The 25,994-nt window shown below is 34.2% G+C and carries 24 protein-coding genes and 1 pseudogene; 7 read left to right on the top strand and 18 right to left on the bottom strand.

What is annotated here, in order from left to right:
* Window positions 1–84: 84 nt before the first annotated feature.
* Both brnQ and LCF45_RS09405 read right to left on the bottom strand, forming a co-directional pair.
* Window positions 85–1,443, bottom strand: coding sequence for a branched-chain amino acid transport system II carrier protein (gene brnQ / locus LCF45_RS09410; RefSeq protein ID WP_002126859.1), 1,359 nt, complete (start codon window positions 1,441–1,443; stop codon window positions 85–87).
* A gap of 239 nt (window positions 1,444–1,682) precedes the next feature.
* Window positions 1,683–2,375, bottom strand: coding sequence for an FMN-dependent NADH-azoreductase (locus tag LCF45_RS09405; protein WP_263894759.1), 693 nt, complete (start codon window positions 2,373–2,375; stop codon window positions 1,683–1,685).
* A gap of 312 nt (window positions 2,376–2,687) precedes the next feature.
* Here LCF45_RS09405 and LCF45_RS09400 point away from each other — a divergent pair, with 312 nt between their 5' ends.
* Window positions 2,688–3,653, top strand: a complete 966-nt coding sequence (locus tag LCF45_RS09400; RefSeq protein WP_003188533.1) for an arsenic resistance protein — start codon at window positions 2,688–2,690, stop codon at window positions 3,651–3,653.
* 125 nt (window positions 3,654–3,778) lie between these two features.
* On the opposite strand, the gene LCF45_RS09395 is transcribed toward LCF45_RS09400, so the two are convergent.
* On the bottom strand, window positions 3,779–5,026 hold the full coding sequence (locus LCF45_RS09395) for a DUF4153 domain-containing protein (protein ID WP_002126853.1): 1,248 nt from the start codon (window positions 5,024–5,026) through the stop codon (window positions 3,779–3,781).
* Between the two features lie 504 nt (window positions 5,027–5,530).
* Window positions 5,531–7,675: a DNA topoisomerase III gene (topB, locus tag LCF45_RS09390; protein ID WP_002012275.1), complete on the bottom strand. Its 2,145-nt coding sequence runs from the start codon at window positions 7,673–7,675 to the stop codon at window positions 5,531–5,533.
* A gap of 438 nt (window positions 7,676–8,113) precedes the next feature.
* Between topB and LCF45_RS09385 the strand changes: the two genes are divergently transcribed.
* Entirely contained in the window at window positions 8,114–8,659 is a 546-nt protein-coding gene (locus LCF45_RS09385; protein ID WP_016120021.1) for a hypothetical protein, read from the top strand.
* A gap of 51 nt (window positions 8,660–8,710) precedes the next feature.
* Here the strand turns inward: LCF45_RS09385 and LCF45_RS09380 are convergent, their stop codons facing one another.
* Window positions 8,711–10,345 (bottom strand): multicopper oxidase family protein, encoded by a 1,635-nt coding sequence (locus LCF45_RS09380; RefSeq protein ID WP_063225830.1) that lies wholly within the window; start codon window positions 10,343–10,345, stop codon window positions 8,711–8,713.
* 118 nt (window positions 10,346–10,463) lie between these two features.
* Window positions 10,464–11,747, bottom strand: coding sequence for an aminopeptidase P family protein (locus LCF45_RS09375; protein ID WP_063225831.1), 1,284 nt, complete (start codon window positions 11,745–11,747; stop codon window positions 10,464–10,466).
* Window positions 11,748–11,970: 223 nt separating this feature from the next.
* On the opposite strand from LCF45_RS09375, the gene LCF45_RS09370 reads away from it, so the two are divergent.
* Both LCF45_RS09370 and LCF45_RS27130 read left to right on the top strand, forming a co-directional pair.
* Entirely contained in the window at window positions 11,971–12,963 is a 993-nt protein-coding gene (locus LCF45_RS09370; protein ID WP_002126844.1) for a F510_1955 family glycosylhydrolase, read from the top strand.
* A gap of 19 nt (window positions 12,964–12,982) precedes the next feature.
* Window positions 12,983–13,850: pseudogene (locus LCF45_RS27130) on the top strand (sulfite exporter TauE/SafE family protein).
* Between the two features lie 54 nt (window positions 13,851–13,904).
* On the opposite strand, the gene LCF45_RS09350 reads toward LCF45_RS27130, so the two are convergent.
* Window positions 13,905–14,777 (bottom strand): LysR family transcriptional regulator, encoded by an 873-nt coding sequence (locus LCF45_RS09350; protein WP_078204144.1) that lies wholly within the window; start codon window positions 14,775–14,777, stop codon window positions 13,905–13,907.
* Between the two features lie 142 nt (window positions 14,778–14,919).
* Here LCF45_RS09350 and LCF45_RS09345 point away from each other — a divergent pair, with 142 nt between their 5' ends.
* Window positions 14,920–15,627 carry an alpha/beta fold hydrolase gene (locus LCF45_RS09345; protein ID WP_078204143.1) on the top strand — a complete coding sequence of 236 codons (708 nt, stop codon included), beginning with the start codon at window positions 14,920–14,922 and terminating at the stop codon, window positions 15,625–15,627.
* Window positions 15,628–15,773: 146 nt separating this feature from the next.
* A complete protein-coding gene (locus tag LCF45_RS09340) occupies window positions 15,774–16,004 on the top strand; it encodes a DUF896 domain-containing protein (RefSeq protein ID WP_002168639.1) in 231 nt (76 codons plus the stop codon).
* Window positions 16,005–16,054: 50 nt separating this feature from the next.
* On the opposite strand, the gene LCF45_RS09335 is transcribed toward LCF45_RS09340, so the two are convergent.
* From LCF45_RS09335 to deoC, 6 genes are all read right to left on the bottom strand, one after another.
* On the bottom strand, window positions 16,055–16,537 hold the full coding sequence (locus LCF45_RS09335; RefSeq protein WP_002012104.1) for a CcdC family protein: 483 nt from the start codon (window positions 16,535–16,537) through the stop codon (window positions 16,055–16,057).
* 15 nt (window positions 16,538–16,552) lie between these two features.
* Window positions 16,553–16,948: a DUF2871 domain-containing protein gene (locus LCF45_RS09330; RefSeq protein WP_000737878.1), complete on the bottom strand. Its 396-nt coding sequence runs from the start codon at window positions 16,946–16,948 to the stop codon at window positions 16,553–16,555.
* 166 nt (window positions 16,949–17,114) lie between these two features.
* Window positions 17,115–17,510 carry a cytidine deaminase gene (locus LCF45_RS09325; RefSeq protein WP_000358532.1) on the bottom strand — a complete coding sequence of 132 codons (396 nt, stop codon included), beginning with the start codon at window positions 17,508–17,510 and terminating at the stop codon, window positions 17,115–17,117.
* 33 nt (window positions 17,511–17,543) lie between these two features.
* On the bottom strand, window positions 17,544–18,845 hold the full coding sequence (locus tag LCF45_RS09320; RefSeq protein ID WP_002126836.1) for a pyrimidine-nucleoside phosphorylase: 1,302 nt from the start codon (window positions 18,843–18,845) through the stop codon (window positions 17,544–17,546).
* A gap of 36 nt (window positions 18,846–18,881) precedes the next feature.
* A complete protein-coding gene (locus tag LCF45_RS09315; RefSeq protein ID WP_002035026.1) occupies window positions 18,882–20,063 on the bottom strand; it encodes a NupC/NupG family nucleoside CNT transporter in 1,182 nt (393 codons plus the stop codon).
* A gap of 105 nt (window positions 20,064–20,168) precedes the next feature.
* The gene (gene deoC, locus LCF45_RS09310) at window positions 20,169–20,840 is read right to left on the bottom strand and encodes a deoxyribose-phosphate aldolase (protein WP_263894758.1); all 672 of its coding nucleotides are present in this window, start codon (window positions 20,838–20,840) and stop codon (window positions 20,169–20,171) included.
* Between the two features lie 156 nt (window positions 20,841–20,996).
* Here deoC and LCF45_RS09305 point away from each other — a divergent pair, with 156 nt between their 5' ends.
* Window positions 20,997–21,359, top strand: a complete 363-nt coding sequence (locus LCF45_RS09305) for a hypothetical protein (protein ID WP_078204140.1) — start codon at window positions 20,997–20,999, stop codon at window positions 21,357–21,359.
* Window positions 21,360–21,407: 48 nt separating this feature from the next.
* On the opposite strand, the gene LCF45_RS09300 is transcribed toward LCF45_RS09305, so the two are convergent.
* From LCF45_RS09300 to LCF45_RS09280, 5 genes are all read right to left on the bottom strand, one after another.
* Window positions 21,408–22,355, bottom strand: a complete 948-nt coding sequence (locus LCF45_RS09300; protein WP_000356572.1) for a DNA-binding transcriptional repressor DeoR — start codon at window positions 22,353–22,355, stop codon at window positions 21,408–21,410.
* A gap of 654 nt (window positions 22,356–23,009) precedes the next feature.
* Complete coding sequence (locus LCF45_RS09295) at window positions 23,010–23,900, bottom strand: Vgb family protein (protein ID WP_001223216.1); 891 nt, start codon at window positions 23,898–23,900, stop codon at window positions 23,010–23,012.
* Between the two features lie 115 nt (window positions 23,901–24,015).
* Window positions 24,016–24,201, bottom strand: coding sequence for a DUF3224 domain-containing protein (locus LCF45_RS09290; RefSeq protein WP_263894757.1), 186 nt, complete (start codon window positions 24,199–24,201; stop codon window positions 24,016–24,018).
* Window positions 24,202–24,752: 551 nt separating this feature from the next.
* Window positions 24,753–25,283 (bottom strand): GNAT family N-acetyltransferase, encoded by a 531-nt coding sequence (locus tag LCF45_RS09285; RefSeq protein WP_002126830.1) that lies wholly within the window; start codon window positions 25,281–25,283, stop codon window positions 24,753–24,755.
* 241 nt (window positions 25,284–25,524) lie between these two features.
* The gene (locus LCF45_RS09280) at window positions 25,525–25,968 is read right to left on the bottom strand and encodes a carboxymuconolactone decarboxylase family protein (protein WP_000083030.1); all 444 of its coding nucleotides are present in this window, start codon (window positions 25,966–25,968) and stop codon (window positions 25,525–25,527) included.
* Between the last annotated feature and the right edge of the window lie 26 nt (window positions 25,969–25,994).

Below are 25,994 nucleotides of genomic sequence, written 5' to 3'. Positions count from 1 at the left end.
TATTTCCCCTATTACTTTATTTTTTCTATTCTTATCAATAGTAACAAAAAAAGTTATAGAATCAAATTCTATAACTTTTTTCATTTAACTTATTTTCTTATTCGCACTAGCTGCTGGGCGAACTTGATTTTTCGCTTTTAAAATGCTAATGCCATATCCGATAAATCCACCGATAATCGCTGGGAAGATCCAGCCTAATCCTACTTCCTGCATCGGAAGGAATTTAGTGAACACACGGCTTACTACTTCAATGTTAACTCCAGCTGCACTTAATCCATCAAATAAGCTGATGATAAACGTTACGATTAAACTCACTTGATAAACTTCAGCTCTTCCTTTGAATAATGAATGGAAGAATGTTAAGAAAATCAACACGATTGCTAGTGGATAAATCGCTGTTAATACTGGAACAGAAACTGCGATTAGTTGTGTTAATCCAACATTTGCAACAATAGCACTAAACACACATAACGTAATTGCAATTGCTTTGTAAGGAACATTTGGAAATAACTTATGGAAGAATGAAGAGCATGCTGATACAAGTCCCACACTTGTTGTTAAACAAGCAACTGTAATCATTAACCCTAATAATACTCCGCCATATGATCCGAAATAGTAGTTAGAAACTTTTGCTAATACTTCTCCGCCGTTTTCTAAATGTCCAAGCTTCGCAACGCTTGAAGCTCCCATATAAGAAAGAGCTGTATAAATAATTGCTAAAATAGATGCTGCGATCAGTGTTGCTTTTGCACAAACAACCATAATTTGTGTTTTCGTTTTCGCACCTTTTTCTTTAATTGCATTAATAATGATGATCCCAAATACGAACGATGCAAGCGTGTCCATTGTTAAGTATCCTTCTTGGAATCCTTTGAAAAATGCATGTGATGTATACCCTTCAACTGGTGCTTGCATTTCTCCAATCGGATGAATAAAAGCAACGATTACTAAAATACCGATGAATGTCAATTTAATTGGCGTTAAGATTTTTCCAACAATATCGACAATTTTCGCAGGATTTAGCGAAAAAAAACAAGTGATGCTAAAGAATATAATTGTAAAAAGAATTAACGGTGTAGAACCTAATCCCTCTGGCATAAAAGGCTTAAGACCAATTTCATAAGAAACATTTCCTGTTCTTGGTATTGCAAATAACGGACCGATTGCTAAGTATAAAACTGTTGTAAACACAATCCCAAACACTGGGTGAGCACGACTTGCTAATGACTGTAAATCATCTTTACCTGAAAAACCAAAGGCTAATACACCTAGTAATGGTAAACCTACTCCTGTTACTAAAAATCCAGCGTTAGCAATCCATACATTCTCTCCTGCCGATTGACCTAGCATAGCTGGGAAAATTAAATTTCCTGCTCCAAAAAATAGTGCAAATAACATTAATCCAATAACTACTATGAACGAAAACGGTACTTTATTCGCCATAATATAACCCCCCATTCAAATTTCCTTATCTCATTTTCCAATTTTAACTAATTGAATTTTCTGAATATTTAATTTAAGTATCAACTATTCTTGAACTCATTATAGTTTGATATATAATATTTTGCAATACTATTTTCAAACTTTTCTTTTATTTTATAAATATACATTTTTTAACATAGGGAATAGACTAAAAAACCAACATGGTCATCCATGTTGGTTTTTACATTTACTATCATTATTTAAAATTTCGCCGCTACTTTCTTAACGTTCTCTAAACCTTCTTCAACAATTTGCTGTGAGCGATCTGGATATTGATTGTGTCCCTCAATTACAACTGTCTCTGGATTGGTAATTCCCCAGAACCCAAGTACGTTTGTAACGTAATTAACAGCCATTTCCATAGGAGCCATTTGTTCAGAAGAGTAATCTGAACCACGAGCGCCTAAAACAACTACTTTCTTATCACCAGCTAAACCTTCTGGACCGTTCGCTGTATATTTAAACGTTTTTCCAGCTTGAGAAAGATATGAAATATACGTAATTAATGGTGCTGGTACTGTAAAGTTCCATAATGGGAACGCAAATACAACCTTTTCAGCCTCTAAAAATTGATTTAAATATTTATCTACTGTAGCAACTGCCTTCTCTTCTTCAGCTGTTATCTCCATTCCTTGACTACGTTTATATCCACCTGAAATAGCGATATTTCCGTAATACGGAAGATCTAATGCAAATAAATCTAACTCCGTAATTTCTGTATTCGGATTTGCTTCCTTATAAGCACTTACAAATGTTTCATACATTTTTGAACTAATTGCTTGCTCCGCTGGACGATCGTTTGCTTTTACAAATAATACTTTTGACATTGTTTTATCCCCCTCTACTTTTGTATTTTCTTCTTTTTTACCAAACAATGAGCTAAATAATCCCATTTTCTTCACCTAAACTTTCTTATCATATTCATTATTCATCATCATAAAAATTCTTATTCTAATAAAAAGTTCCAATTGATACCTTAACCTAAGTAAATTAAAACTTTTTGTTATTTAATTACCTTATGTAAGTGATTGTAATACACCCACTTACTTTAGTCAAGTAACTTCTCAAAAAGAAAAATGTCTCGGATTAAAAATAACAAAGAAATATATTTCCTCATTCGAAATGATAAATTCGAAAACACATAAGTGAAATCCCTTGTATAATACAACTAGAGAGAGAAATTCATCTATAGAGAGGATTTATTAATGAGTACTTTAGAAAAGATTCAAACCTTTATCATTCTTGCAGCTGTTATATTCGGGGTTATATTAGGACAATTTAATATGATACATATGCATTCAGAAAAATTTATTGTCCCCTTCTTATTTTTAATGCTTTACGGATTATTCCTCAGCATCCCATTAAATGATATAAAAAATGGCTTCCGTAACTTAAAATTCGCTGGAACAAGCCTAGGTATTAACTTTATATGGACACCTTTTCTTGCTTGGGGATTAGGCGCGTTATTTCTTTCAGATCACCCAGCACTTTGGGTCGGCTTTATTATGTTAATGGTTACTCCGTGTACAGACTGGTATTTAATTTTCACAGAGATTGCAAAAGGTAACGTCGCATTATCTACATCAATTCTACCAGTAAATTTAATTTTACAAGTACTACTGCTTCCAATTTATTTATTTTTATTTGCTGGTGTCATGAAAACTGTAGCGGTTTCTGTTTTAGTAGAAAGTATTGTTATCGTAATCGTCTTACCATTTTTACTTGCGCACGCTACAAAATTCATTATGCATAAAATGAAAAAAGTTGAAACACTTGAGAATAAACTCATTCCGTTTTTCAGCTCTGCTCAAATTGTATTTTTAAGTTTAGCAATAGTAGCGATGTTTGCCTCACAAGGTAAGTACTTATTACAAAATATGAATGTTGTTTTATTGTTACTTATACCAGTATTACTGTTCTTCATAATTAACTTTATACTAGGACAGTTTGTAGGACGTATGATGCATTTATCCTATGAAGACACTGTAAGCCTAAGCTTAACAACATTAGCGAGAAACTCGCCTGTTGCACTCGCAATTGCTGTGACTGCTTTTCCAGACGAGCCTCTTATCGCGCTTGCATTAGTGATTGGACCGTTAATAGAACTACCAGTACTAGCGTGTGTGTCACAAGTGTTATTACTTATTAAGAAAAAACAGCAATACACATAAAAAAAACGTCCTACTTTGGGACGTTTTTTTATTGTCGAGAAAGTATAGAAGTAACGATACTTATCGGCTCTAAGGATTTTATACGTTATAGAAAATTAGCTTGTCGTTACGTTAACAAAGTCTTTCTAATTAAAAATTATAGGGAAAGTAAATATAACGAAAGCTGCCCAAAGTCCGTAAATTGGCAAATACTTCGTAACGGCATCTTGGATAGCTGTCGGTCCTGATTTGTTTTGTAGAAAACGCATATAGGAAAACATAATCCAAATTAGATTTGCCCAGATCAGTATGTTTACTCCTAAGACAGCAAGTCTATTAGGTGTAATCCCGTAAGAAGAAAGTCTAAATACGATGGCTGACAAAGCTACAGTGTCAATAATAAGCGCAAGAACAATTAAGGCAAAATTGATATAATCTGAAATGTTCTTTTTCTCGTCTGATTCACTCTCAACAATGGAAAATATGGTAACAGCCAATACACCAAGGAGTATTCCGTTGAAGGCCATTAGGAAATTGCGGTCCAAGAACGGATTTTTCCCGACCCATATAACCGTTATAAGATAAATCAACAATGTGATCAAGACGAGAGGACTAAAAATTTTAGATATGTATGGTGTAATATTCTTAGCAAGTTTAAGATTCATTGATGCCAAGTATGCAGCCACAATAGCGAGAGCGGCAGCACCAAATAAAATAACATTACTAAAATAGAAGTCTTCTATATTCAAGTCAACAAACCTAAATAACTGCATGGTTAATGCTGCTAGTACCATTCCGCTCACTGCCATGCTGGCGTAGAGAATACAATATTCCAAATTAAATTTAATATAAGCTAATCTCGTACTTCCTTTTGAATATTCATTTCCTGTAAACGCAAGCCCTACTAAGACCCATAAGAATATAGGAAGATGTAAATACGCAAGGATACTGCTGTCTTTATAATTTAATGGCAACATATTAAGATACACCCCGGCAATTAGGAACAATGCTGCAAGGAAATAAATAATACTTTTTTTCGGAGTATTATTGTAAATAAAATAAGCAGCAATAAAGGGAATTACACCAAAAGCCAAGTTAATTGGAGCAATTGCTTCCTGCTCGACAAAATGGAAGATTACCCTGGTGCTTAGCCCTGCCAGAATAGCTAAAATGCCCATGAATAAGAAACCTTTTTGAAACAATGAAGGTTTTTCTGTATTTGCCGTCTCCTTGAAATGCAATCTTTCATACCAAGCACCAAGAACCTGAGAATCAGGGTTTTCATCCCATGCTTGTGAGAATGACTTTTTAAAAGCTTTCGGGTCTTTTCTATACATTCTCTCCAACTCATGAGGGTTATCCATATTTTCAATTATCACATTGTTAACCTCCATATTTATACCTCCTCTAATTTTAAAAATAACGTTGTTACCTTTTCCATAAAAAGCACCACACTTATTTATTCTGATTTTGATTTTAATATAAATTTTATCGTTTTGCAATAAATTTTTATTATTTTAGATAGTATTTTTGTTGTATATTTTTATTCCAAGCAAAAACAAAAAGCATTCCTCATTCAAAGAAATGCTCTATAACTTTTTATAAACATCGGTGTAAGCTACTTTCAGCTGTTCTCTTCATTGCTTGTTTTTATTTTCTAATTCCTTATTTCCCCTTTATATAAAAGAAATGCTCAAAATGATATAAACGTCCAATTTAATAACACCTTTTCAAACAATTATTTCAAATAAATTTTAGTGCTAGTATACAAAACTCTGTAATTATAAAATAAAAAAGCATGACATAAAATTGTCATGCTTTTTCTTTTCTATCTATATTTTCAAACCTAATACAGCACATTTTACTCGGGAAAGGGCTTTTTCATTTGTTAAAATCACTTAATTCTCAAACACAAAATTAATCTTATTATCTTTCCACTCTAACTTCGCATCAAACGTTTTCTCGCCTTTTTTAAAGCCTTTAATTAAATCGGTCTTCTCTCCTTTTAATAGTTTCGTCATGTTTTTTTGCGAAATAGCTTTGCTTAAAATCTTCTTCGAGATGGTAAAGTCACATTGTGTTGTATTGTAGTTAGAACAACCGTAAAACGTCGACTTATCAATAACATCGCCATCGCATTTTTTACAGTTCCCGACCTTTTTACCTGTTGTAAATTTCGATCCTTTTCGTTCAATCGATTCAACATGTAATCCGGTGAAATCCCATTTCTCCGACATTTCTACCGCATCTTCAATAATTTTAGCTGATAGCTTTTTCGTTTGCTCCATAAATGTCGCTGGTGAAGCTGTACCTTCTCCAATTTCCGCAAGGCGTTGCTCCCATTTTGCTGTCATTTCTGGTGAAGCTAGTATTTTATCACCGATTGCTGTAATTAATACTTTCCCTTTATCGGTTGCGTACACTTGGTTTTTCTGTACATCTATATATTTACGGTCTTTCAGCATCGTAATGATACCGGCACGAGTCGCTTCCGTACCTAAACCTTCTGTTTTCTTCAATACTTTCTCAAGCTCTTCATTCTCTAAATACTTACCGGCCGTTTTCATTAACGTAATAAGTTGTCCTTCTGTATAACGTTTCGGTGGCTGTGTTTTCCCCTCTTTCACTTTCACCTTTACAACTTTCCCTTGTTCACCTTCAGCTACAATTGGAAGAATCGTTTCGTCATCTTTATCGTCTTGGAAAATGACTTTACGCCATCCTTCTTGAATTTGTTGTTTTCCTTTCGAAATGAACGCAGCACGTTCGTCTACAAGAGTTGTAATCGTTGTGTAGTCAAAGATTGCTACTTCATAATGCGCCGCAATCAGCCTTCTTACGATCATATCGTAAATTTTCTTTTCATCACCTGATAGTTTGCTTGGATTTGTAACTTGCTCTGTCGGTATAATTGCGTAGTGATCTGTAACTTTCTTTTCATTCACATAACGCTTATTATTCATAATCGATTCAATTGGTGCTGGCAATAAACCTTTATATTCATCAAACTGACTTAACTTCTGTAAAATATCAGGGAACGTCGCTGCCTCTCCTTGTGTAACATAGTTAGAATCCGAACGAGGGTAAGAGACAATCCCTTTTTGATATAGTGCTTGCGTTATATCAAGTGTCTTTTTTGGTGAAAATTTAAAGGCTTTATTCGCTGTCGCTTGCAGTGCTGATAAATTAAATAAAAACGGCGGCTGAAACTCTTTACGCTCCGTTTTCATTTCTTTTACTACAGCCGGTTTGTTTTGACAAAACGCTGCAATTTTATTTGCCAAATCAGGGTCATTTAAGCGGGACTCATTATCTTTCTCCCATTTCCCCTCATATTTCTTTCCTTCTATATTAAAGGTTGCGAACACTTCCCAAAACGGCTCTGACTTAAAGTTCTCTATTTCTTTTTCACGCTTTACAATGAGTGCTAATGTTGGTGTTTGTACACGACCAGCGGAAAACACATCATTCATTCCTTTTTTCTTTAGCAAAATACTAAAGACACGCGATGCATTCATACCAACGACCCAGTCAGCGCAAGATCTTGTATATGCTTCGTAATACGTATTAATCGTATCTGCTTCATCTAGTAAGTTTTTAAATCCTTGATAAATAGCTTGCTTCGTTAAAGATGAAATCCAAAGACGCTTCATTGGCTTTTGCACGTTGCAAAGATTAATAATATTTCTTACAATCAGTTCCCCTTCACGCCCAGCATCGCCCGCGTGAATAATTTCTGTTACCTGTGGATTATGTAACAGCTGTTTCACAACGTTAAATTGCTTATACTTTGACTTTGTTACCTCAAATTGAAAACGCTCTGGAATCATCGGCAATGTATTAAGTGACCATTTTTTCCACTCAGCGTGATAATGTTCTGGATTACATAACTGCGTCAAATGACCAATTGCCCATGTACAGTACGCTCCATTTGGAAATAACTCATTTGCTTCTACTTCTAAATACCCATCTTTCCGGCGATATTTAAACTGTGAAACAAGAGCCAAACCTTGATCTGGTTTCTCGGCAATAATTAATTTCATCTTCTAACTCCCTATCTGTATTCCAGTGTTACTTTCATTGTCTATCTGTTTAGAAGCGATGATAAAACAACCATCTTATTTATCATTCGCGGTTTGCCTCACAAATGGGAGACCTATAATATTATACGCTTATTCTTTATGGCTTCACAATAGAAACTCATTATATAACACTTTCTTTCTCATGCTTATAGACAAAAAAGACGCTCAAAAATCGAACATCTTTTCCATTCACTACTACTTGCTTACATATATTCTCTCAAAATAAAAATACAACAATTCTTTATGAAGCATCGTCCACTAAGATAACCATCATTATTTGAAAATTATATTGAACTTACCTTTTTTAAATTGTGCAGATAATTTGCAGATATATATTAGCATAAGTACTCTCCATTTGAACATATGATGAAGTGAATGATAGGACAGGGAGGTATCATGATGTTCGCTTATACGTTAACTGCCTTAACACTTTGTTGTATCTCGATTCTTATTACATCATATATATCTAAACGCAAGGGTACCCTAATGGAGTATATGGTATTTATTATGTCTTTTAGTATGTGTATCGGTTTAAGTATCGGTTTTTATTTAGGTATTCTTTTTAAAGGTGAATTACTATATTCTACTTTGCTTGCGATTTTGATTAGTAGTTGTATCGGTTTTTTAGTCGGTCTACGGTTTCACCTATTTACCGCTTTAGAAGGAATGTTTTCTGGATTAATGGCAAGTATGATGGGAGCAATGATTACAGAAATGTTAAACGCTCAACAAGCTCACAGTATACTGTTCATTAGTCTTTTACTTACTATAACAATAACTATGTCATGTATAATTCAACTTTTATCAGAAACCTTTTCTACTTTTATCCAACGGCGTTTTTTATTATTACTTTCAATTAGTGTGGTAATTATCGTTGCCGTGTTCGTGACATTCCCCGATCATACTCCCCCATCTTCATCCGGGCACGATCAACATATGCATTAACACTTGCAACGAAAATGAATAAGCAGCTATCCATAGGATAACTGCTTCATATTATTCTGGCTTATTAGGAATGTTAGGGTTTGGAACATAATCAGATTTATAATCTGTATATTTCACTTCTGTTACCATCCCCGCTGAAGCATGGTGTAAATCATGACAGTGGAACATCCATTCACCCGGATTGTCTGCTACAAAGGCTACTTCATATTCTTCTCCTGGTTTTAAGTTCAAAGTGTCTTTCACAATTGGAGAACCTTCTACCGGTTTTCCATCTTTACTTAACACCTGGAAGAAATGACCGTGTAAATGCATCGGATGATCGTCCGCTTTAGAGCGATTTACTAATTTTACTTTTACTAAGTCACCCTTTCCCACTGAAATTGGGTCAATATCTGGGAATACCTTTCCGTTAATTGTATATACCATTTCATTTCCATTCATTTGCGTATTCAAGTCCATATTATATGTGGCAATATACTGTTGATTTAACGTGAAACTACCTAATTTTTTAGCACCATATTTCGTCATATCTAATTTCGGTAATTTTTCTTTTTCATCTGCTTTGTCTTTCATCTCTTTGCTGCCATCATATTCAATAATAGCTTTCATTCCTTTTGCACCTTTACTTTCTGAATGGTCTTCAACGTACCATTTCCCAGGATTGTTAGCTGTAAATTCAATATCATAACGTTCACCCGGTGCGATTGAAATTACTTTGTCTTTTATAACTTTTGGATCGTTAATTGGTTGACCATCTGTCGCAATTACTTTTATATCATGACCGTGAACATGTATATCATGTGATAGATAACCAGCATTAACGAGTCGAAGACGAACTTTATCCCCTTCATTCACTTTTAACAGCTCTACTAAATCTCCGCTTTTACCATTGATTGTGAATAAGTCATACATACTCATATCATGACCTTCCATCTTCATATTTCCATGGTCCATTCCTGCCATATTACTAGAGTCTTTTTTATCACTGTCCATACCGGAATGATCCATGCCTTTCATATCATCATTCTTTTTCGTATTTTCATTACCCTTAGATTTATTACCTGTTGGCCCTTTTGTCATTTCTTTTAACTGCTTATTAATTTCTTCTTTATCTGTAACCCATTCATCCAACATTAATGTGTAATCTTTATCATATTTTTCATTAGTATCTTCTACAATGAGAGCACCATATAAACCTCTATCTAGTTGATTCACAGAATCTTGATGCGAATGATACCAATATGTTCCTGGTACGTTCGCTTCAAATTCATAGGTGAAACTCTTTCCAGGTTCAACCGCATCTTGCGTCACACCTGGAATTCCATCCATGTTATTTGGGACAGGATACCCATGCCAATGAATAGATACTGGTGCAGATAATTCATTTTTTAATGTCACTTTAACCTTTTCACCTTTTTTCACTCTGATTTCTGGACCTGGGGATGAGCCATTAAATGTCCAGACTGGAACAATAACACCGTTACTTAGCTTTTGCTTTTCTTCTTTCGCTACTAAAGTAACTTCTGGCCCTTTTACAACTTTCAATGGTTTTGTAGCCGTTTCAGTCTGTGTTGTTTTTTTATCGTCCATATTTTTATGATCATTTGTTGTATTTGTGGTCGCAGAACATGCAGCAATTAAAGATATTACGGAGACTGTAACTGCTGTTAATACAAATCTCTTCATTGAAAATCCCTCCTTTTTCTTTTTCAAGATTATTATAGAAGACAATTTTCAAGAAAATATGGAGGTTTAAAATGGTCCAAATAAAAAGACGCCCAAAATTGAGCGCCTCTTCTAATTATTATTTCGTAACAACTTCATCTTCTTTTACATTTACATTATTTTCTCTCATAAACTCTTCAATCTCTTCAACTGTTCTAATGATATCTTTTGACAAGTTTTCATACCCGTCTTTTGTGATAAGAATATCATCTTCAATACGAATCCCAATTGATTCTTCTTCAATATATAGACCTGGTTCAATCGTAATGACCATACCTTCTTCTAATACTCTATCTTTGTATGTTCCTACATCATGAGTATCTAAACCTAGGAAATGACTCACGCCGTGATAATAATATTTAGATAGTTCCTCATCTTCTTGAATTAAACCAATAGCTTTACACTCTTCTGCCAGTATCTTTTTTGTGTGCTCATTTAATGCAGTAAACTTTAATCCTGGCTTAATAAGCTCAGTTGTTTCTTTCAATGCTTTTAACACTATATTATATATTTGTTTTTGGCGACTAGAGAATGTTCCACTAGCTGGGAATGTGTAACTAATATCAGCGTTGTAGTAATCTTTTTGAGCACCTAAATCGAGCAGCACTAAATCACCATTTTGAATTTGTGCATCATTATCTTCATAATGAAGGACTGTAGCATTTTTACCACTCGCCAAAATTGTATTGAATGCATGATGTTTAATTCCAGATGATTTAAGCGTAAAATCAAAATGAGCTTCTAATTCATATTCCATCACATCTGCTTTTGCATGCTTCAGCACGTTATAAATACCCTCTTTAGTTACAGCAATCGCTTCTTTAATGATTTCAATTTCTTCTTCCGTTTTAAACACTCGTAATTCACAAATATGCGGATATACATTACCAATTAAAACGTGTGGATACTGTTCTCTTACATATTTAGCAAACGCTAACGTTTTCGTCTCAGTACCCTTCCACTCACGACGCTCTAAATCTAAATACAGATGCTTCACATTTTCTGTGAAAAGTGTATTTGCCATTGTCTTCTCAAAGCTTTCTATATATACAACTTTTTTTATGCCTGAAATTTGTTCTGCATCTTCTTTAGAAACTGTTTTACCGTCCCATTTTTCCATTACTGGATCTGATTTTTCAATGAAAAGAGTTTCTTCCACACTATTTCCAAACTTTTTCAACATGAAAATAACATTTGGCTCATCGATTCCCGTTAAATAGTAAAAATTTCGATTCGGCACAAATTTATAATGTGCATCGGCTGACATATGAGGTGCTTGCCCAGCAAATAAAATAGTAATAGATTCATCCGGTAATGTGTTTACTAATCGTTCTCTATTTTGAGCAAAAAATGTTGATTTCATAATAATCCCCCTAGCGTTCTATGTATAATTTTGAAACTAATTATCCAATATAATTCATTCTATTATTGTTATAATTTTTCGTCAATTAATAGTGCTCATAGAGAAAAGAAAATCTTCATTACTAGGGCCCCTTCCACTCTAAATTCTGCATACCACTCCACAATTTCTTGACATTTATTCCATATACTTAAAATCTCATATATATGGAAAGGAGTCTACAAAAGTGAAACATTATGTAGCAACAGGGTTAGCAATTACTTCTTTATTAATAATTACAGGATGTTCTAGCAATGCTGAAACAGCACCAGCTAAAAAAGAAACGGTGCAATCTCAGCCAAAAAATAAAGAAACAGCAACTACGATTCCGCAAAACTTCTATAAAGAAATTACATCTGGAAAAATCGAGCACATTCATGGAATTGGCTACGCGGGAAATATGCCTGGGGTTTCTATCGCAACTCACAGTGGTATAAAAGTTTATCAAAATGGTAAATGGTTTGAAACTACGACTGAGCTACATGATTACATGGGATTTCAGGCAACAAAGAATGGATTCGTTGCCAGCGGTCATCCTGAACCAGGTGCAAATTTAAAAAATCCTTTAGGGTTAATGAAAAGTTCTGATGGCGGTAATACCCTCGAAAAGCTAGCGTTTTATGGAGAATCTGATTTTCATAACCTTGCTGTCGGATATAATACGGAAGCAATTTATTTATACAATGAGCGTCCAAATTCTAAATTACAACAAGGTTTTTATTTCAGTACGAACAACGGACAAGATTGGAAAAATAGTAAATTAAACGGTCTTTCAAGTACAATCCATTCCTTTTCAGCACATCCAGATCAATCTAGTGTAGTCGCGGTAAGTGCTAAAGACGGTGTATATTTGTCTACAGATTATGGAAATACATTTGAACTATTTTCTAAACCAGTTGAATCGACCGCAGTTACATTAAGTAATGAAGACATTATCTATGCCTCTATTAATAAGCAAACTGAGCAACTAATTACGAAGAAATCAATTGCTACAAATGAAGAAACAAACTTACAGATTCCATCTTTAGATTCTAAAGATACAATTATGTACATATCACAAAATCCTCAAAATTCAGCTGAAATAGTTTTTGCTACAATGAAAGCAAATGTCTTTCTTTCTATGGATGATGGTAAAACGTGGAAGCAGATTACTAAAAATGGAACATTACAATATAACTAGTTAGAAAGGTGAATATAACGTGTTTTCAACAGTTAGCGAGTGGAGTTATCAACTCATGTCTCCTTTAATGGATATCGCGAATGCTACGAAATCAATTCCTCTTTTATTTGCGTTTTTATTAGGCATTGTAGGTACCCTTTCTCCTTGCCAATTAACAGGAAACATTAGCGCTATTACACTTTATCCCGCATTAACGGGCAGTAAAACTCCCACCTCAAAATTCGGATAGTACAAAGAAGTTAGGTGGGATATCAACTGCCCGTAAATGCCCGATTGGTTCAACTAATAATCAGTGGGGGATGAACAACCCCCCCACTGATTAAAGTTTCACTTTATGGCAATCAATCTTTACAAAAGGGACATGTATGGAAACATATATTGTTATTTATTTTAGGAAAAATAATAGCTTTTACGACACTTGGACTATTAGTATGGTTCTTAGGAAAAGAGATTCAGCAAATATTAACTTTGTATTTCCCATGGTTACGAAAAATAATTGGACCTTTATTAATTTTAATGGGGCTAATGTTGGCAGGTATTATAAAAGGAAGAAGTTTCTTCTCGATCAAATTTATACGAAAACAAAATGAGGTTGGCTCATTTTTACTTGGATTCTCTTTTCCTTAGCCTTCTGTCCGACTATGTTCGTTCTATTTTTCGGAACGTTAATCCCTTTATCTTTCTCATCTAATTATGGATACTTGTTTCCGACATTCTTTTCGATAGGAACTGCTCTACCTATCGTTGTACTTATGTTCATCATCTCCTACCTTGGATTAAATGGGACTTTACTGAAAAAGAGCCGAAAAATAGGAAAAAACATTCAGCGTATAGCCGGTGTTCTCCTTATATTAATCGGGCTTTATGATACTGTCCTATATTGGTAATACACACAAAAGGTAAGCTTCAGTGAAATGAGCTTACCTTTTGTATCATTTTATTCATTTTTTCTTTTGTTGTAGTTGGCTTAGTAAATTCGTAACAAACGCCAGAAACAGTGCGTCATTTTCTTTTTTAGGTGACCATTGCATAATAAGTTGTCGTGGAATTTTAATTTCTATCGGTTGCACGATGAAGTCATGAATAATTTGTTTATGAAGTCCTGATAATGGAACGATTGTTATTCCTTTAACTTGTAAAGCCAGTGCTAACGCCGAACTAATTGTCTCTGATTCCATCACTTTATTAACTACTATTTCATTTTTCATCAAATATGGTTCAAGTACTTCTTTACAACCAGAGAGCGGCATTATAAAAGGATAATTTTTCAACTCTTTCATTGTAAGACCTGATGGAACTGACTTAGAAGAAACCATAACATACGGATCTTCACCAATTACATCATAATGAAATCCTGGTATTAAATTTTCTTTTATAGAAATAGAAAAATCTGCACTTCCAGAAGACAGCCAATCTAACACTTCTTGATAGCTTCCTTCTCGAACTGCAAGCACATACTGACTTTGATCAAAATTACCTAGTTCGATACACTCCGCCAAACAATATACAGTAACTGAAGGATATGTAGCTAATACAATCTTATACAAGTTATTATTTTTTAATTGTAAAGCTGTTTCTTCAAGGTTTTCATACTCCATTAGAAGTCGATCTACACAAACTAAAAATTTTTTTCCATTTTCAGTTAAAACAGTTCCTTGTCTAGAGCGATCAAATAATGTTATAGCATATCGTTTCTCTAATTTGTTTACGATATGAGTTATAGCCGGCTGTGTCATATGTAACTCCTTAGCTGCTAAACTAATGCTGTTCAAACGAGCCACGTATTTAAAAACTTTAAAATCAAAAACGTTCATTCTGTTCTCCTTATATAAAAGTTATTTATATCATCTATAAATAAGCTTCATTATATTTATCAATCCACTTCATATACACTAATTATACATCATCAATATTACGAAAAAATAAACATATAAACATTAGAGGAGTGTTGATTAAATGAGTACTTACGTTTTAGTACATGGAGCATGGCAAGGTGAATGGGCATGGGATTTAGTAAAACCTCAACTAGAGGCTTTCGGACATACAGTTATTACACTAGACTTACCTGGAAGTGGGAAAGATACAACTCCATCACAAAATATAACATTAGATTCCTATGTTAATGCAGTAACAACTATTATAAATCAACAAAATGAAAAAGTTATTCTTGTTGGACATAGTATGGGTGGAATTGTGATCACTCAAACCGCTGAGCTTATACCAAATAAAATCGATAAATTAGTATATCTTTGTGCATTCTTGCCACAAAATGGAGAAAGTCTTGGTAGTAAGTTAGACGGAGAAGCTGGCCCACAATTCTCTATAAATGAGAATGACATGACCGCAGAACTTATACCAGAGTTGATTGAACAAACATTTTTAAATGCTACAGAAGACGGTTCTATTAAAGGAGCATCTTTTAATCAAATGCGTCCTCAACCACTAGGACCGTTCCAAAAAGAGCTGAAAATATCAGAAGAGAACTTTGGAACTGTAAATCGTATTTATATCGAAACAACTCTAGATAGAGCGATTCCGATTGATTTTCAGCGCCGAATGCATACAGAAACTACTTGCACAAAAATAATTACTTTGGAAGCTGATCATTCACCATTCTTTTCTAAAACAACAGAACTTGTTAGTCACTTACATGAATTAAGCTAAACTTTATATTTTCCTTGTAGACACCCACTTACTGTAATACGGGTGTCTACTTTTCTTTTACCCTTCTTGACATATTCATATGAAAAAGTTAAAATAACTATAAATTAGTAAGTAACTAATTTAATTTAAAGTAAGAGGTGAACAAAATGCAAAACATTTTATTCCGTATTAACGAATTATCAAAAAAAGAAAGAACATCTGGATTAACAGTTGATGAAAAACAAGAACAACAAATGTTGCGTCAAAACTATACAAAAACATTTCGCGGGAGCTTAGATTCCATTTTATTAAACACAAAAATCGTTGATCAAAATGGTCTTAACGTTACACCAGTTGCATTACAAGATGCTCAAATACGTTTAAAATTAAGCAAATGAAATCAAAGCAAAAAAAACAATCTTATAAAACATAAAAAGAGCTGAAATTCCTATATAGAAATTCCAGCTCTTTTTATTGTCTTTTCTAATTTAGTAAACGAGCGATACATCGCAATTCTCCACGATACAATCATCGCAAAAGCGAGTAAGAAAAACATTCCACTTAATTGGGTTAAATCAATCGACTGACTTAAATATGATTTTAATGCTACCCGGACAGCTAATAAACCAACTAAAATAAATATGAACGCTTTTGATGGTTTCATATATATGTCTTCGCCTCTTATTTCGAACTTAGATGTTTTAATAAGAAATATAGAGAAAATAAGTCCTACGCTAATTGCCTCTACTATTTCTAAAGACGTTAATCGAAACTCTGGTAAGAAGTACATCATTGCACCAGTGCTCATAAAAATTGGCGGTAATATAATTTTCTTTTTCGTTACCGGTTTTTTCGCTGACTTAAAGCGAAGAAACATAACTCCAACGGCCATACAAACCGCTACTATACTTGATAAAAGTGCTAAACTCATACTCTCCACTCCTATCTATTTAAAAGATTTTTTGAGCAAAATCATAAACCAAACGAGCCCAACACTTATAATGACATGACCTAATCCAGCCATATGGCTTAAACCATTAAAGTCAGTTCCATTTACTTGTAGAATACCTCTAAATACCATTGTAGCAATAGTAAAAATTAATCCTACATTATAAACAACAAACCACGCACGAAAACTTTTTGTTTCACGGACATTAAATACTTTAAATAGAGCTAAAGCGACCAAAAAGAATACAAAGCCGAGCACTAATACGTGTGTATGCACTAATTGCAACATAGTGGATCCTTTAATGCCTTGCGCTTTCGTATACTCTCTTGCAAATACACCTGATAATAAACCAATAATTAAGTAAATGAATGCTGCATTATATAATTTCTTCATCATATTCCTCCTGCTGTAGAACGACAATTTATATCGTCACTTTCCATATTCACTGCAATCATTTTACGCAAAGTTTATGAACGGAATATGAACAGATTATTACATTCTATTATTGAAAATAAAAAAGGCCATTCCACAACTATTAATTGTGGAATGGCCTTTTAACTTATTTTAAATCTTCAATTGAAAAGGCACCAGGCAGTAACTGCTCTACAGTCACTTCTTTTTCATCGCCTTTTACATTTGTTAGTAAAACTGGCATTTTCGGATCACAAAATTCAGCAATAACTTGTCTACAAGCACCACATGGTGAAATAGGTCCGTCAGTTTCTCCTGTAATGACTAAGTAACTAAAGTCGCGCTCACCTTCTGATACTGCTTTAAATATTGCTGTTCTTTCTGCACAGTTACATAAACCGTAAGAAGCGTTTTCTATATTACAACCAGTATAGATTTTACCTTCTTTTGTAACTAGCGCTGCACCAACAGGAAATTTAGAATACGGAATATACGCTTTCGATAACATCTTATTTGCTTCTTCGATATATTTTTTCTTATCCATATTATTTCCTCCTCAAAGTAAATGTAATTATGATTAGTCAGTAATAACTGTATGAACTAATTTAGGAGCCACTGCTGTTTCAGCGATAGAAATGTTCTCATAGATTTTTGCTTTTACATCTTCTACATTTTCGCGATTTGCATAAATCGTTACGAACGGCTCGCCTTCTTTTACTGCATCGCCAACTTTTTTACGTAACATTAATCCTACCGCTAAATCGATTTCATCTTCTTTTGTCGCACGACCTGCACCTAATAACATAGCTGCGATACCGATTTCATCTGCAACAATGTTTGAAATCACACCTGAAGTTTTTGCAGGTACATCAATTACATACTTCGCCTGTGGCATTTTTTCTGGATTATCTACAATTGAACTGTCTCCGCCTTGGTTGCTTAAGAACTCTTTAAACTTCTCAGTTGCTTTTCCATTTTTCATCACTTCAATTAGCATTTCACGAGCTTCTTCTAATGTATTTGCTTTTTTCGCAAGTACGACCATTTGGCTTCCTAATACAAGTACTAATTCTGTTAAATCTTCTGGACCTTCGCCTTTTAAAGTATCAATTGCTTCCTTCACTTCTAGAGCGTTACCAATAGCAAAACCAAGAGGTTGTGACATATCTGAAATTACTGCCATCGTTTGACGTCCAACATTATTTCCGATACGTACCATTGCATGAGCTAATTCTTTTGCATCTTCTTCGGTTTTCATAAATGCACCCGCACCTGTTTTTACATCAAGTACGATTGCATCAGCACCGGCTGCAATTTTTTTACTCATAATTGAACTTGCAATTAGAGGAATTGAATTTACTGTTCCTGTTACATCACGTAATGCATAAATCTTTTTATCAGCAGGTGTTAAGTTTCCTGTTTGTCCGATAACAGCCACTTTGTCACGGTTTACAATATCAATGAACTGTTCTTTCGTAATTTCAACGTGGAATCCTTCTACCGCTTCTAATTTATCAATTGTCCCGCCCGTATGTCCTAAACCACGACCAGACATTTTTGCTACTGGTACATCTAAAGCAGCAACTAATGGTCCTAATACTAATGTTGTTGTATCACCAACACCGCCAGTTGAATGCTTATCTACTTTAATGCCTTCAATTGCTGATAAGTCGATTGTTTCTCCAGACTCAACCATTGCCATCGTTAAATCTGCACGTTCACGATCCGTCATATCTTTAAAGAAAATTGCCATTGCAAGTGCACTCGCTTGATAATCAGGAATACTTCCATCTGTATATCCATTAATAAAGAATTTGATTTCTTCAGTCATTAATTCTTTTCCATCACGTTTTTTCGCAATAATATCTACCATTCTCATTGTAATCACCATTCCTTTTTATATTATATGAATCTGTTAAAATAATAAGCCAACGATTGTTGCTGATAAGAAACTTACTAACGTTGCACCGAAAAGTAATTTCAAACCAAATCTTGCGACTACATTCCCTTGTTTTTCATTTAAGCTCTTAACTGCCCCAGCAATAATTCCAATTGAAGAGAAGTTTGCAAATGAAACTAAGAATACAGATATAATCGCTGTCGTTCTATCTGAGAAATTAAAGTTTCCTTGTGCTAAATCTGTCATCGCAACAAATTCATTTGATACAAGTTTTGTCGCCATAATATTCCCTGCGTTAACTGCTTCATGCCATGGAACACCCATAATAAATGCAAATGGTGCAAATACATAACCAAGAATTTCTTGGAATGAGATACCGATTACACCTTTAAATACTGCATTAATGAATGCGATAAGGGCAACGAAACCAATTAACATAGCTGCTACTGTAATCGCAACTTTAAATCCATCTATAATGTATTCCCCTAATACTTCAAAGAATGTCTTTTTCTCTTCTTCTTGTACTTCTAACATATCTTCTTCTTCAGTAACTTCATACGGGTTAATGATAGAAGCAATAATGAAGCCACCGAATAAGTTAAGCACTAAAGCGGTTACAACATATTGCGGTTTTAATAACACCATATATGATCCAACGATAGACATAGATACTGTAGACATTGCAGATGCACATAATGTATACATTCTTTTCTCTGGCAATAATCCTAGTTGTTTCTTAACTGAAATAAACACTTCAGATTGTCCTAAAATCGCAGAAGCTACCGCGTTATATGATTCGAGTTTCCCCATCCCATTTACTTTACTTAATACTAGACCGATAGATTTCACAATAATAGGTAATACTTTAATGTGTTGCAAAATACCTATTAAAGCTGATATAAATACGATTGGCATTAATACACTTAAAAAGAATGAAAACTCTTTTTGATTTACTAATCCACCAAATACGAAATTCACGCCATCAGCGGCATATTTTAATAATTCTCCAAAACCATCTGCTATTCCGCTAATTAATATATTCCCTACGCTTGTATTTAATAATAAAAACCCCAAAATGAATTGTAATATAACCATCGTTATGATTGGGCGATATTTGACTTTCTTTCTATCATTACTAGCAAGCCAAGCGATACCTAAAATCAATACGAGGCCTAAAACACCGATTAAGTATTTCATAAGCCGTCTCCTCCCATTCGTATCCGCTTACATTCTTTTCAATTGTTAAAGCAATAGATACACTTTACTTTAAACGTGTATCTATTGCTTTTCACACTTTATTAATTAGTAATTATCTGTAGCACCTTTTGCATCATTTAATACGATTGCAACACTAGCACTTGCTCCAACGCGAGAAGCTCCAGCCTCTACCATTTTGTCTGCATCTTCACGTGTACGAACGCCGCCAGATGCTTTCACGCCAACGTTTGGTCCAACTGTTTTACGCATTAATGCGATATCTTCTGCAGTTGCTCCGCCAGTTGAGAATCCAGTTGAAGTTTTTACGAAATCAGCGCCAGCTTTTACTGATAATTCACAAGCACGAACTTTTTCTTCATCTGTTAGAAGGCAAGTTTCAATGATTACTTTTACAAGAGCTTTTCCTTTTGCTGCTTGTACTACTTCATAAATGTCTTTTTCAACGAACTCATTGTCGCCATCTTTTAAAGCACCTACGTTGATTACCATATCAACTTCAGTTGCACCTTTTGCGATAGCATCTTTTGTTTCGAATGCTTTTGTTTCAGTAGTGCTTGCTCCTAATGGGAAACCGATTACAGTACAAACGTCTACATCATGTCCAGCTAATTCTTCAGCAGCTAGCTTTACCCATGTAGGATTAATACAAACTGAAGCAAATTTGTATTGCTTTGCCTCTTCGATTACTTGCATAACATCTTCTTTTGTAGAATTTGGTTTTAAAATTGTATGGTCAATTAACTTTGCAATGTTCATTATCTTCACTCCTCATATCTTTTAACAACTTCATTCTAACTCTTAGTTGAACAAATGTAAATACACTTTTGAACTTTTGTTCATTCTTTTTTAGAAGGGAATTTCTAGTAATACATTGAAAGTAGTATAAGCTTGTAAATAAAGGATGTGAACCACTTGTTTAAGTCAAAATTCTTTATATTCACATTGCTAGTATGCACCTTACTATCCATATTTATTTTTTATAAAAGGGATGTTATTTTCCAAGAAGGAAACCCAGTTCCATTTGCTTTAGCTATGTCTAAGATGGTTATTCAAGATAAAGAAATGGTGGAAGTAGAACCGATAGATAATCAATACCCCTACTTAGTAAAGCGCGGAAAAATGGAACCTTTTATCGATATGATGGAGCAAGATGGCTGGAGTTTTGTAGATAGAGATATTATGGCTAACTCACTAATTTTTGAAAAAGGAGATCAATCAAAGAGCGTTCCTTACAAATACTTTACAAGGTACTACACATTGATTTATTCATACTAAAAATAAAAGGCTTTCTCAAAATTAATATTTTGAGAAAGCCTTTTATTTCTAACCTTTTTGATAATGTAACAATTCTTTCGCTGTATGCTGATCTATAATTAGTACATTTGCATACCCGCCACGTAACGCACCGTCAATTGCTTTTATTTTTCTATTACCACCTGCAACTAAAATAGAACGTTTCTTTAATTTAAGTTCCTCTAACTCAATTCCAATTGTACGCTTATTAATTTCTTCGCTACTAATATTTCCGTCTCCATCAAAGAAACGTGAACAAATGTCACCGACAGCTTGTTCTTTCAAAATGTTCGTTTCATCCTTATCTAAATATCCTAATCGGAATAATAACGCTTCATCACGCACTGTTCCAACAGTGAAAATTGCAATATTTGCTTGTTTCCCCATTTCAATAATGTGATGAATATGTCTATCTTGCTCCACTAATTCTTTTGTCACCGCATTATCAAATATAACTGGAAGAGGTAGATTTCTTGGCGTCGTTTGAAAAGCATCTGCAAATAACGCGATCGTTTCATTCGCATATGTATTTACACTTGAGTGACTAATGCCACCTTTTAACTGGACAACCTCTACACCTTTCACATGTTGCGGTACGATTTTTCTAGCGATTTCATACATCGTCATTCCCCAGCTTACACCAACGATATCACCAGTTTTCACTGTCTTTTCCATATACTCAGCTGCATATTTACTAATATACTCCGTAATCGTTGCATATTCTGGTACTGGAGAAAATACGACATGCGCTTCTAACAGGTTATACTTTTCTTTAAGTAAATTCCCAACGTTATCTAAGTCAGCAAATGGATCAGCTATACTAATTTGAACAAATCCTTTTTCTTTCGCATACTTCAATAATCTAGAAATCGTCGGTCTTGAAATATTTAATTTATTAGCAATTTCTTGCTGACTATAATCTGATTGATAATATAATCTTGCAACTTCAACGCTTAATTGTTGTTTATCCTTATCCATAGTAACTCATTACATATCCTTTCCTGTATTTCCTTTTCGTTACAAGCATTATACAGCTTTATGCAAAAAAATTCGACTCCCTTATTTATCAACCTAAACTTCTACTCCACTTAGGATTTACAATGAAACTTTTATTTTTTAGCTTCATACACTCGATACAAATGATCTTGAATCAGATAAAGTGAAACTTTAATCAGTGGGGGTTTTGTTCATCCCCCACTGATTATTAGCCCTCACCAATCGGGCTTTTACGGGCAGTCCGACTCCCACCTAACTCCCTCGTATTCGCCGAATTTTGAGGTGGGAGTCTTACTGCCCGCAAATAGCGGGATAAATCGATTCATATTTAATTCATTCTTTTTGTTCTTTCTGTAGTAACAATAACAAACATTAAATATCGTTTATGGAACTTCCTTAACGTACGGTAAAGCCAAGTTTTTTAATATAGAAATTCCTTAGCGTGCGAAATTCACGTTTTGATGGCGAGACCCCATCGCCATCAAGCTAAAATTTTATAGTACCCCCAGAACGAAATTTTGTGCTACTTGTAACAAAAAAGCACATTTTTTCGTTTTGGGGAGCAACCAAATTCTTAACTTGATGGTGATGGGATATTTACTTTTCTGAGCTTGATAGCGATGGACGATATCCCTATTACGTAATGATTGTTAGACGTCCAATTTGATTACACTCTTCAGCGAACCAAAGATCGCCATCCGGACAAAACGTGATACCATGTGGCTCTGCATTATTTGTAGGTATCGTATATTCCGTAATAACTCCTTCAACTGTAATACGGCTGATTTGGTTACCTCCCCATTCTGTGAACCAAAGATCTCTGTTCTTCCCAGGTATTATGGCATGAGGACGAGCGTTCGGCGTCGGTATAACAAATTCTTTGATCTCACCTTCGAACGTAATTCTACCAATTTTATTGCCTATGATTTGCACAAACCATATTGCTCCATCTGGGCCGCTCGCAATTCCAACTGGCCCGGAGTTGGGTGTTGGGATTGGATATTCTTTGACCTCACCTTTAGTGGTTATTCTCCCAATCCTATTGTTCTGATTCTGTGTAAACCATAATGCACCGTCTGATCCCAGAGTAATAAAAGAGGGAAATGATTTGGAGTTAGGCAATTCAAACTCGGTGATTTCCCCTGACTTTGTTATTCTTCCGATCCTACCATTATTCATTTCTGTAAACCATATTGCTCCATCTGGGCCTTCCGTTATACCAAAAGGTGCAGCGTTCGTTGTAGGGAGTACATATTCTTCAAAAAGACCGTTCATCGACATTTTACCGATCTTGCTTGAGTTATATTCCGTAAACCATAAGTCACCGGTCTGGTCCGAGATAATTGACATAGCTCCTGCATTTGCTGTCGGAATGGGAAAAGAATTTATTTCACCAGTAGCATTTATTCTACCAATTCGATTCCCTTTCTGTTCCGTAAACCACAATGCTCCGTCTTTTCCTACGGTTATTCCATATGGTCCTGAATCTATTTCATTGACCACATATTCTTGTATCGTGATCCTCATATCATTTCCTCCCATTGAAAATTTTGAGTCTTGTTTTTCGGTATAATTTAGTTTAAAAAAGGACATTCCTGGTATTACAGTGGATGCCCTTTTTGCTAAATTATAAGATATTTTGTTAGAATTCAAAGTCTAGAATCATTTTACTGGTTTGACCTGTAAACTTATAATTATAGGACCCTTTCAGGCTTTCTAATTCACCGTCAATATCATATTCGACATGGGCAATATTAATAGGGAAATCTTTTCTAGTTTCATTGACTGGCTTTTCATCCCATTTACTTACTGTAAATGTTACTTCCATACGCATAAACCTCCCTTCATCATTAGATGAGTAATCTACCTCCAGTATATCACCTAAAAAGTACCATCAATAATTATATCTCATAGGAGTGTTTCTAAAGTAACGGATGCTGCTGGTAAGACCCTGTTAAGAGCAAAAGACGACTTATTTTTTGTTCTTCTTGTATGACATTGAAAGTAAATTTTTATTTAACAGTTTACTTTCATTTTTATTAAAAAAGAACACGTAGAAATTACTACATGTTCTTTATGAGACGGTTCATTTTTAAATATTACGTATCTTCTAGATTTTTCTTATTATATAGTTGTGTCCTTCTATTTCTTTTCCCTCATTTCAACAGCAAAGTTCATGATCTCTTCCTCTGTTAATTTTTCTTCAGTGGTTAAGATCGGACGGATTACTCTATACGTTTCTTAATTATTTCAATTGTACTAGAAATTGTGAATTAAAAAAGAGAGCCGTAGCCCTCACTTTCAATTAATAGCAATTAAGGATGCTTCGAGGGTATTTAATAGCCTACATTTTAAGGAATGTAGGCTAAGTAATATACGTTAATCTGTTATTAATTTTGAATAAATACTTAGATCAATAAACTTTTCATTAGATTTTTCACACTTTCTCATTGTCCCTTCGAATGTAAAGTTTAACTTTTGTAAGACTTTTATTGAATTGATGTTTTCAGATTCAACTTTTGCTTCTATTCTATTGAATTCTAAAGTACTAAACGCATAATCCATTAAAGAGAGAATGGCTTCTGGCGCATACCCCTTACCCCAAAAAGCTTTACTAATATCGTAACCAATTTCTGCTTTGGCGTTTTTGAAATCAAATGAATTATAACCACAAGAACCGATAATTTCATTTGATTCTAATTCAATTATTGAATAACGAATAGCTCTGTTTTCCCGAGATAACTTATCAAGCATTTCAATCATATCTACCGCTTGGCTTTCATCAGTAAAACTATTGATATTCATAAATTTTGTAACTTCTGGATCCGCCCAAATTGTAAACATGCTAGCTGAGTCTGATACTTTCATTTTTCTTAAAACTAATCTTTCGGTTTGTAGTTCTGTAATCAATATTTTTACCTCCATTATGTTTTTATTTTGGGGTCAAGATATTGATATCTGCGCATAGTTCAGTCCCTTCGTGTTTCAAGATAATATTATTATAAAAGCTATAAAGGATGAACCAATAAATTTCAAAAATTTGGTTATGTCACAGTTTATGATAACTGCGTAATAAAGAAAAATGAAACAATTGTATTGTGATTTTTAAACATCTTTAATTTTATTCTTATTTACCGTTCGTTGAGAGCAATTATTTTTTAGTTGCTGTATTTCCCATTGCAATAGAAATTCTATTCCAACTGTTGATTTGATTAATTACCAGAACAAGGTCAACATATTGTTTCTCGTCATAGTGTTCACGTACTCGCTTATATAGGTCTTCAGGAACTCTTTTAGTGGGAATTAGAGTAATATGCTCAGATAGTTCAAGAGCAACTTTCTCTTCAGGTGTATAAAAATCACATTCATTCCAAGCATTCAAGCAATAAATTCGTTGTTCGGTTTCACCTATCTTACGGGCATCTGATGTATGCATATCCATGCAGAAAGCACAACCGTTAATTTGAGAGACTCTAATCTTTATAAGTTCTCTAGTAATTCGATTAATTGTAGATTTCTTAGTGTACTTCTCCATATCCATCATAATTTTCATGCCATCAGGTGCAACATCATAGTAGGAAATTCTTTGACTCATAAGGCAAGACCTCCTTTGATTTTAAG

It is taken from the genome of Bacillus sp. 41-22, from assembly GCF_025809295.1.
Taxonomy (GTDB): Bacteria; Bacillota; Bacilli; order Bacillales; family Bacillaceae_G; genus Bacillus_A; species Bacillus_A mycoides.
This window is presented reverse-complemented; position numbering and strand designations above follow the sequence as displayed.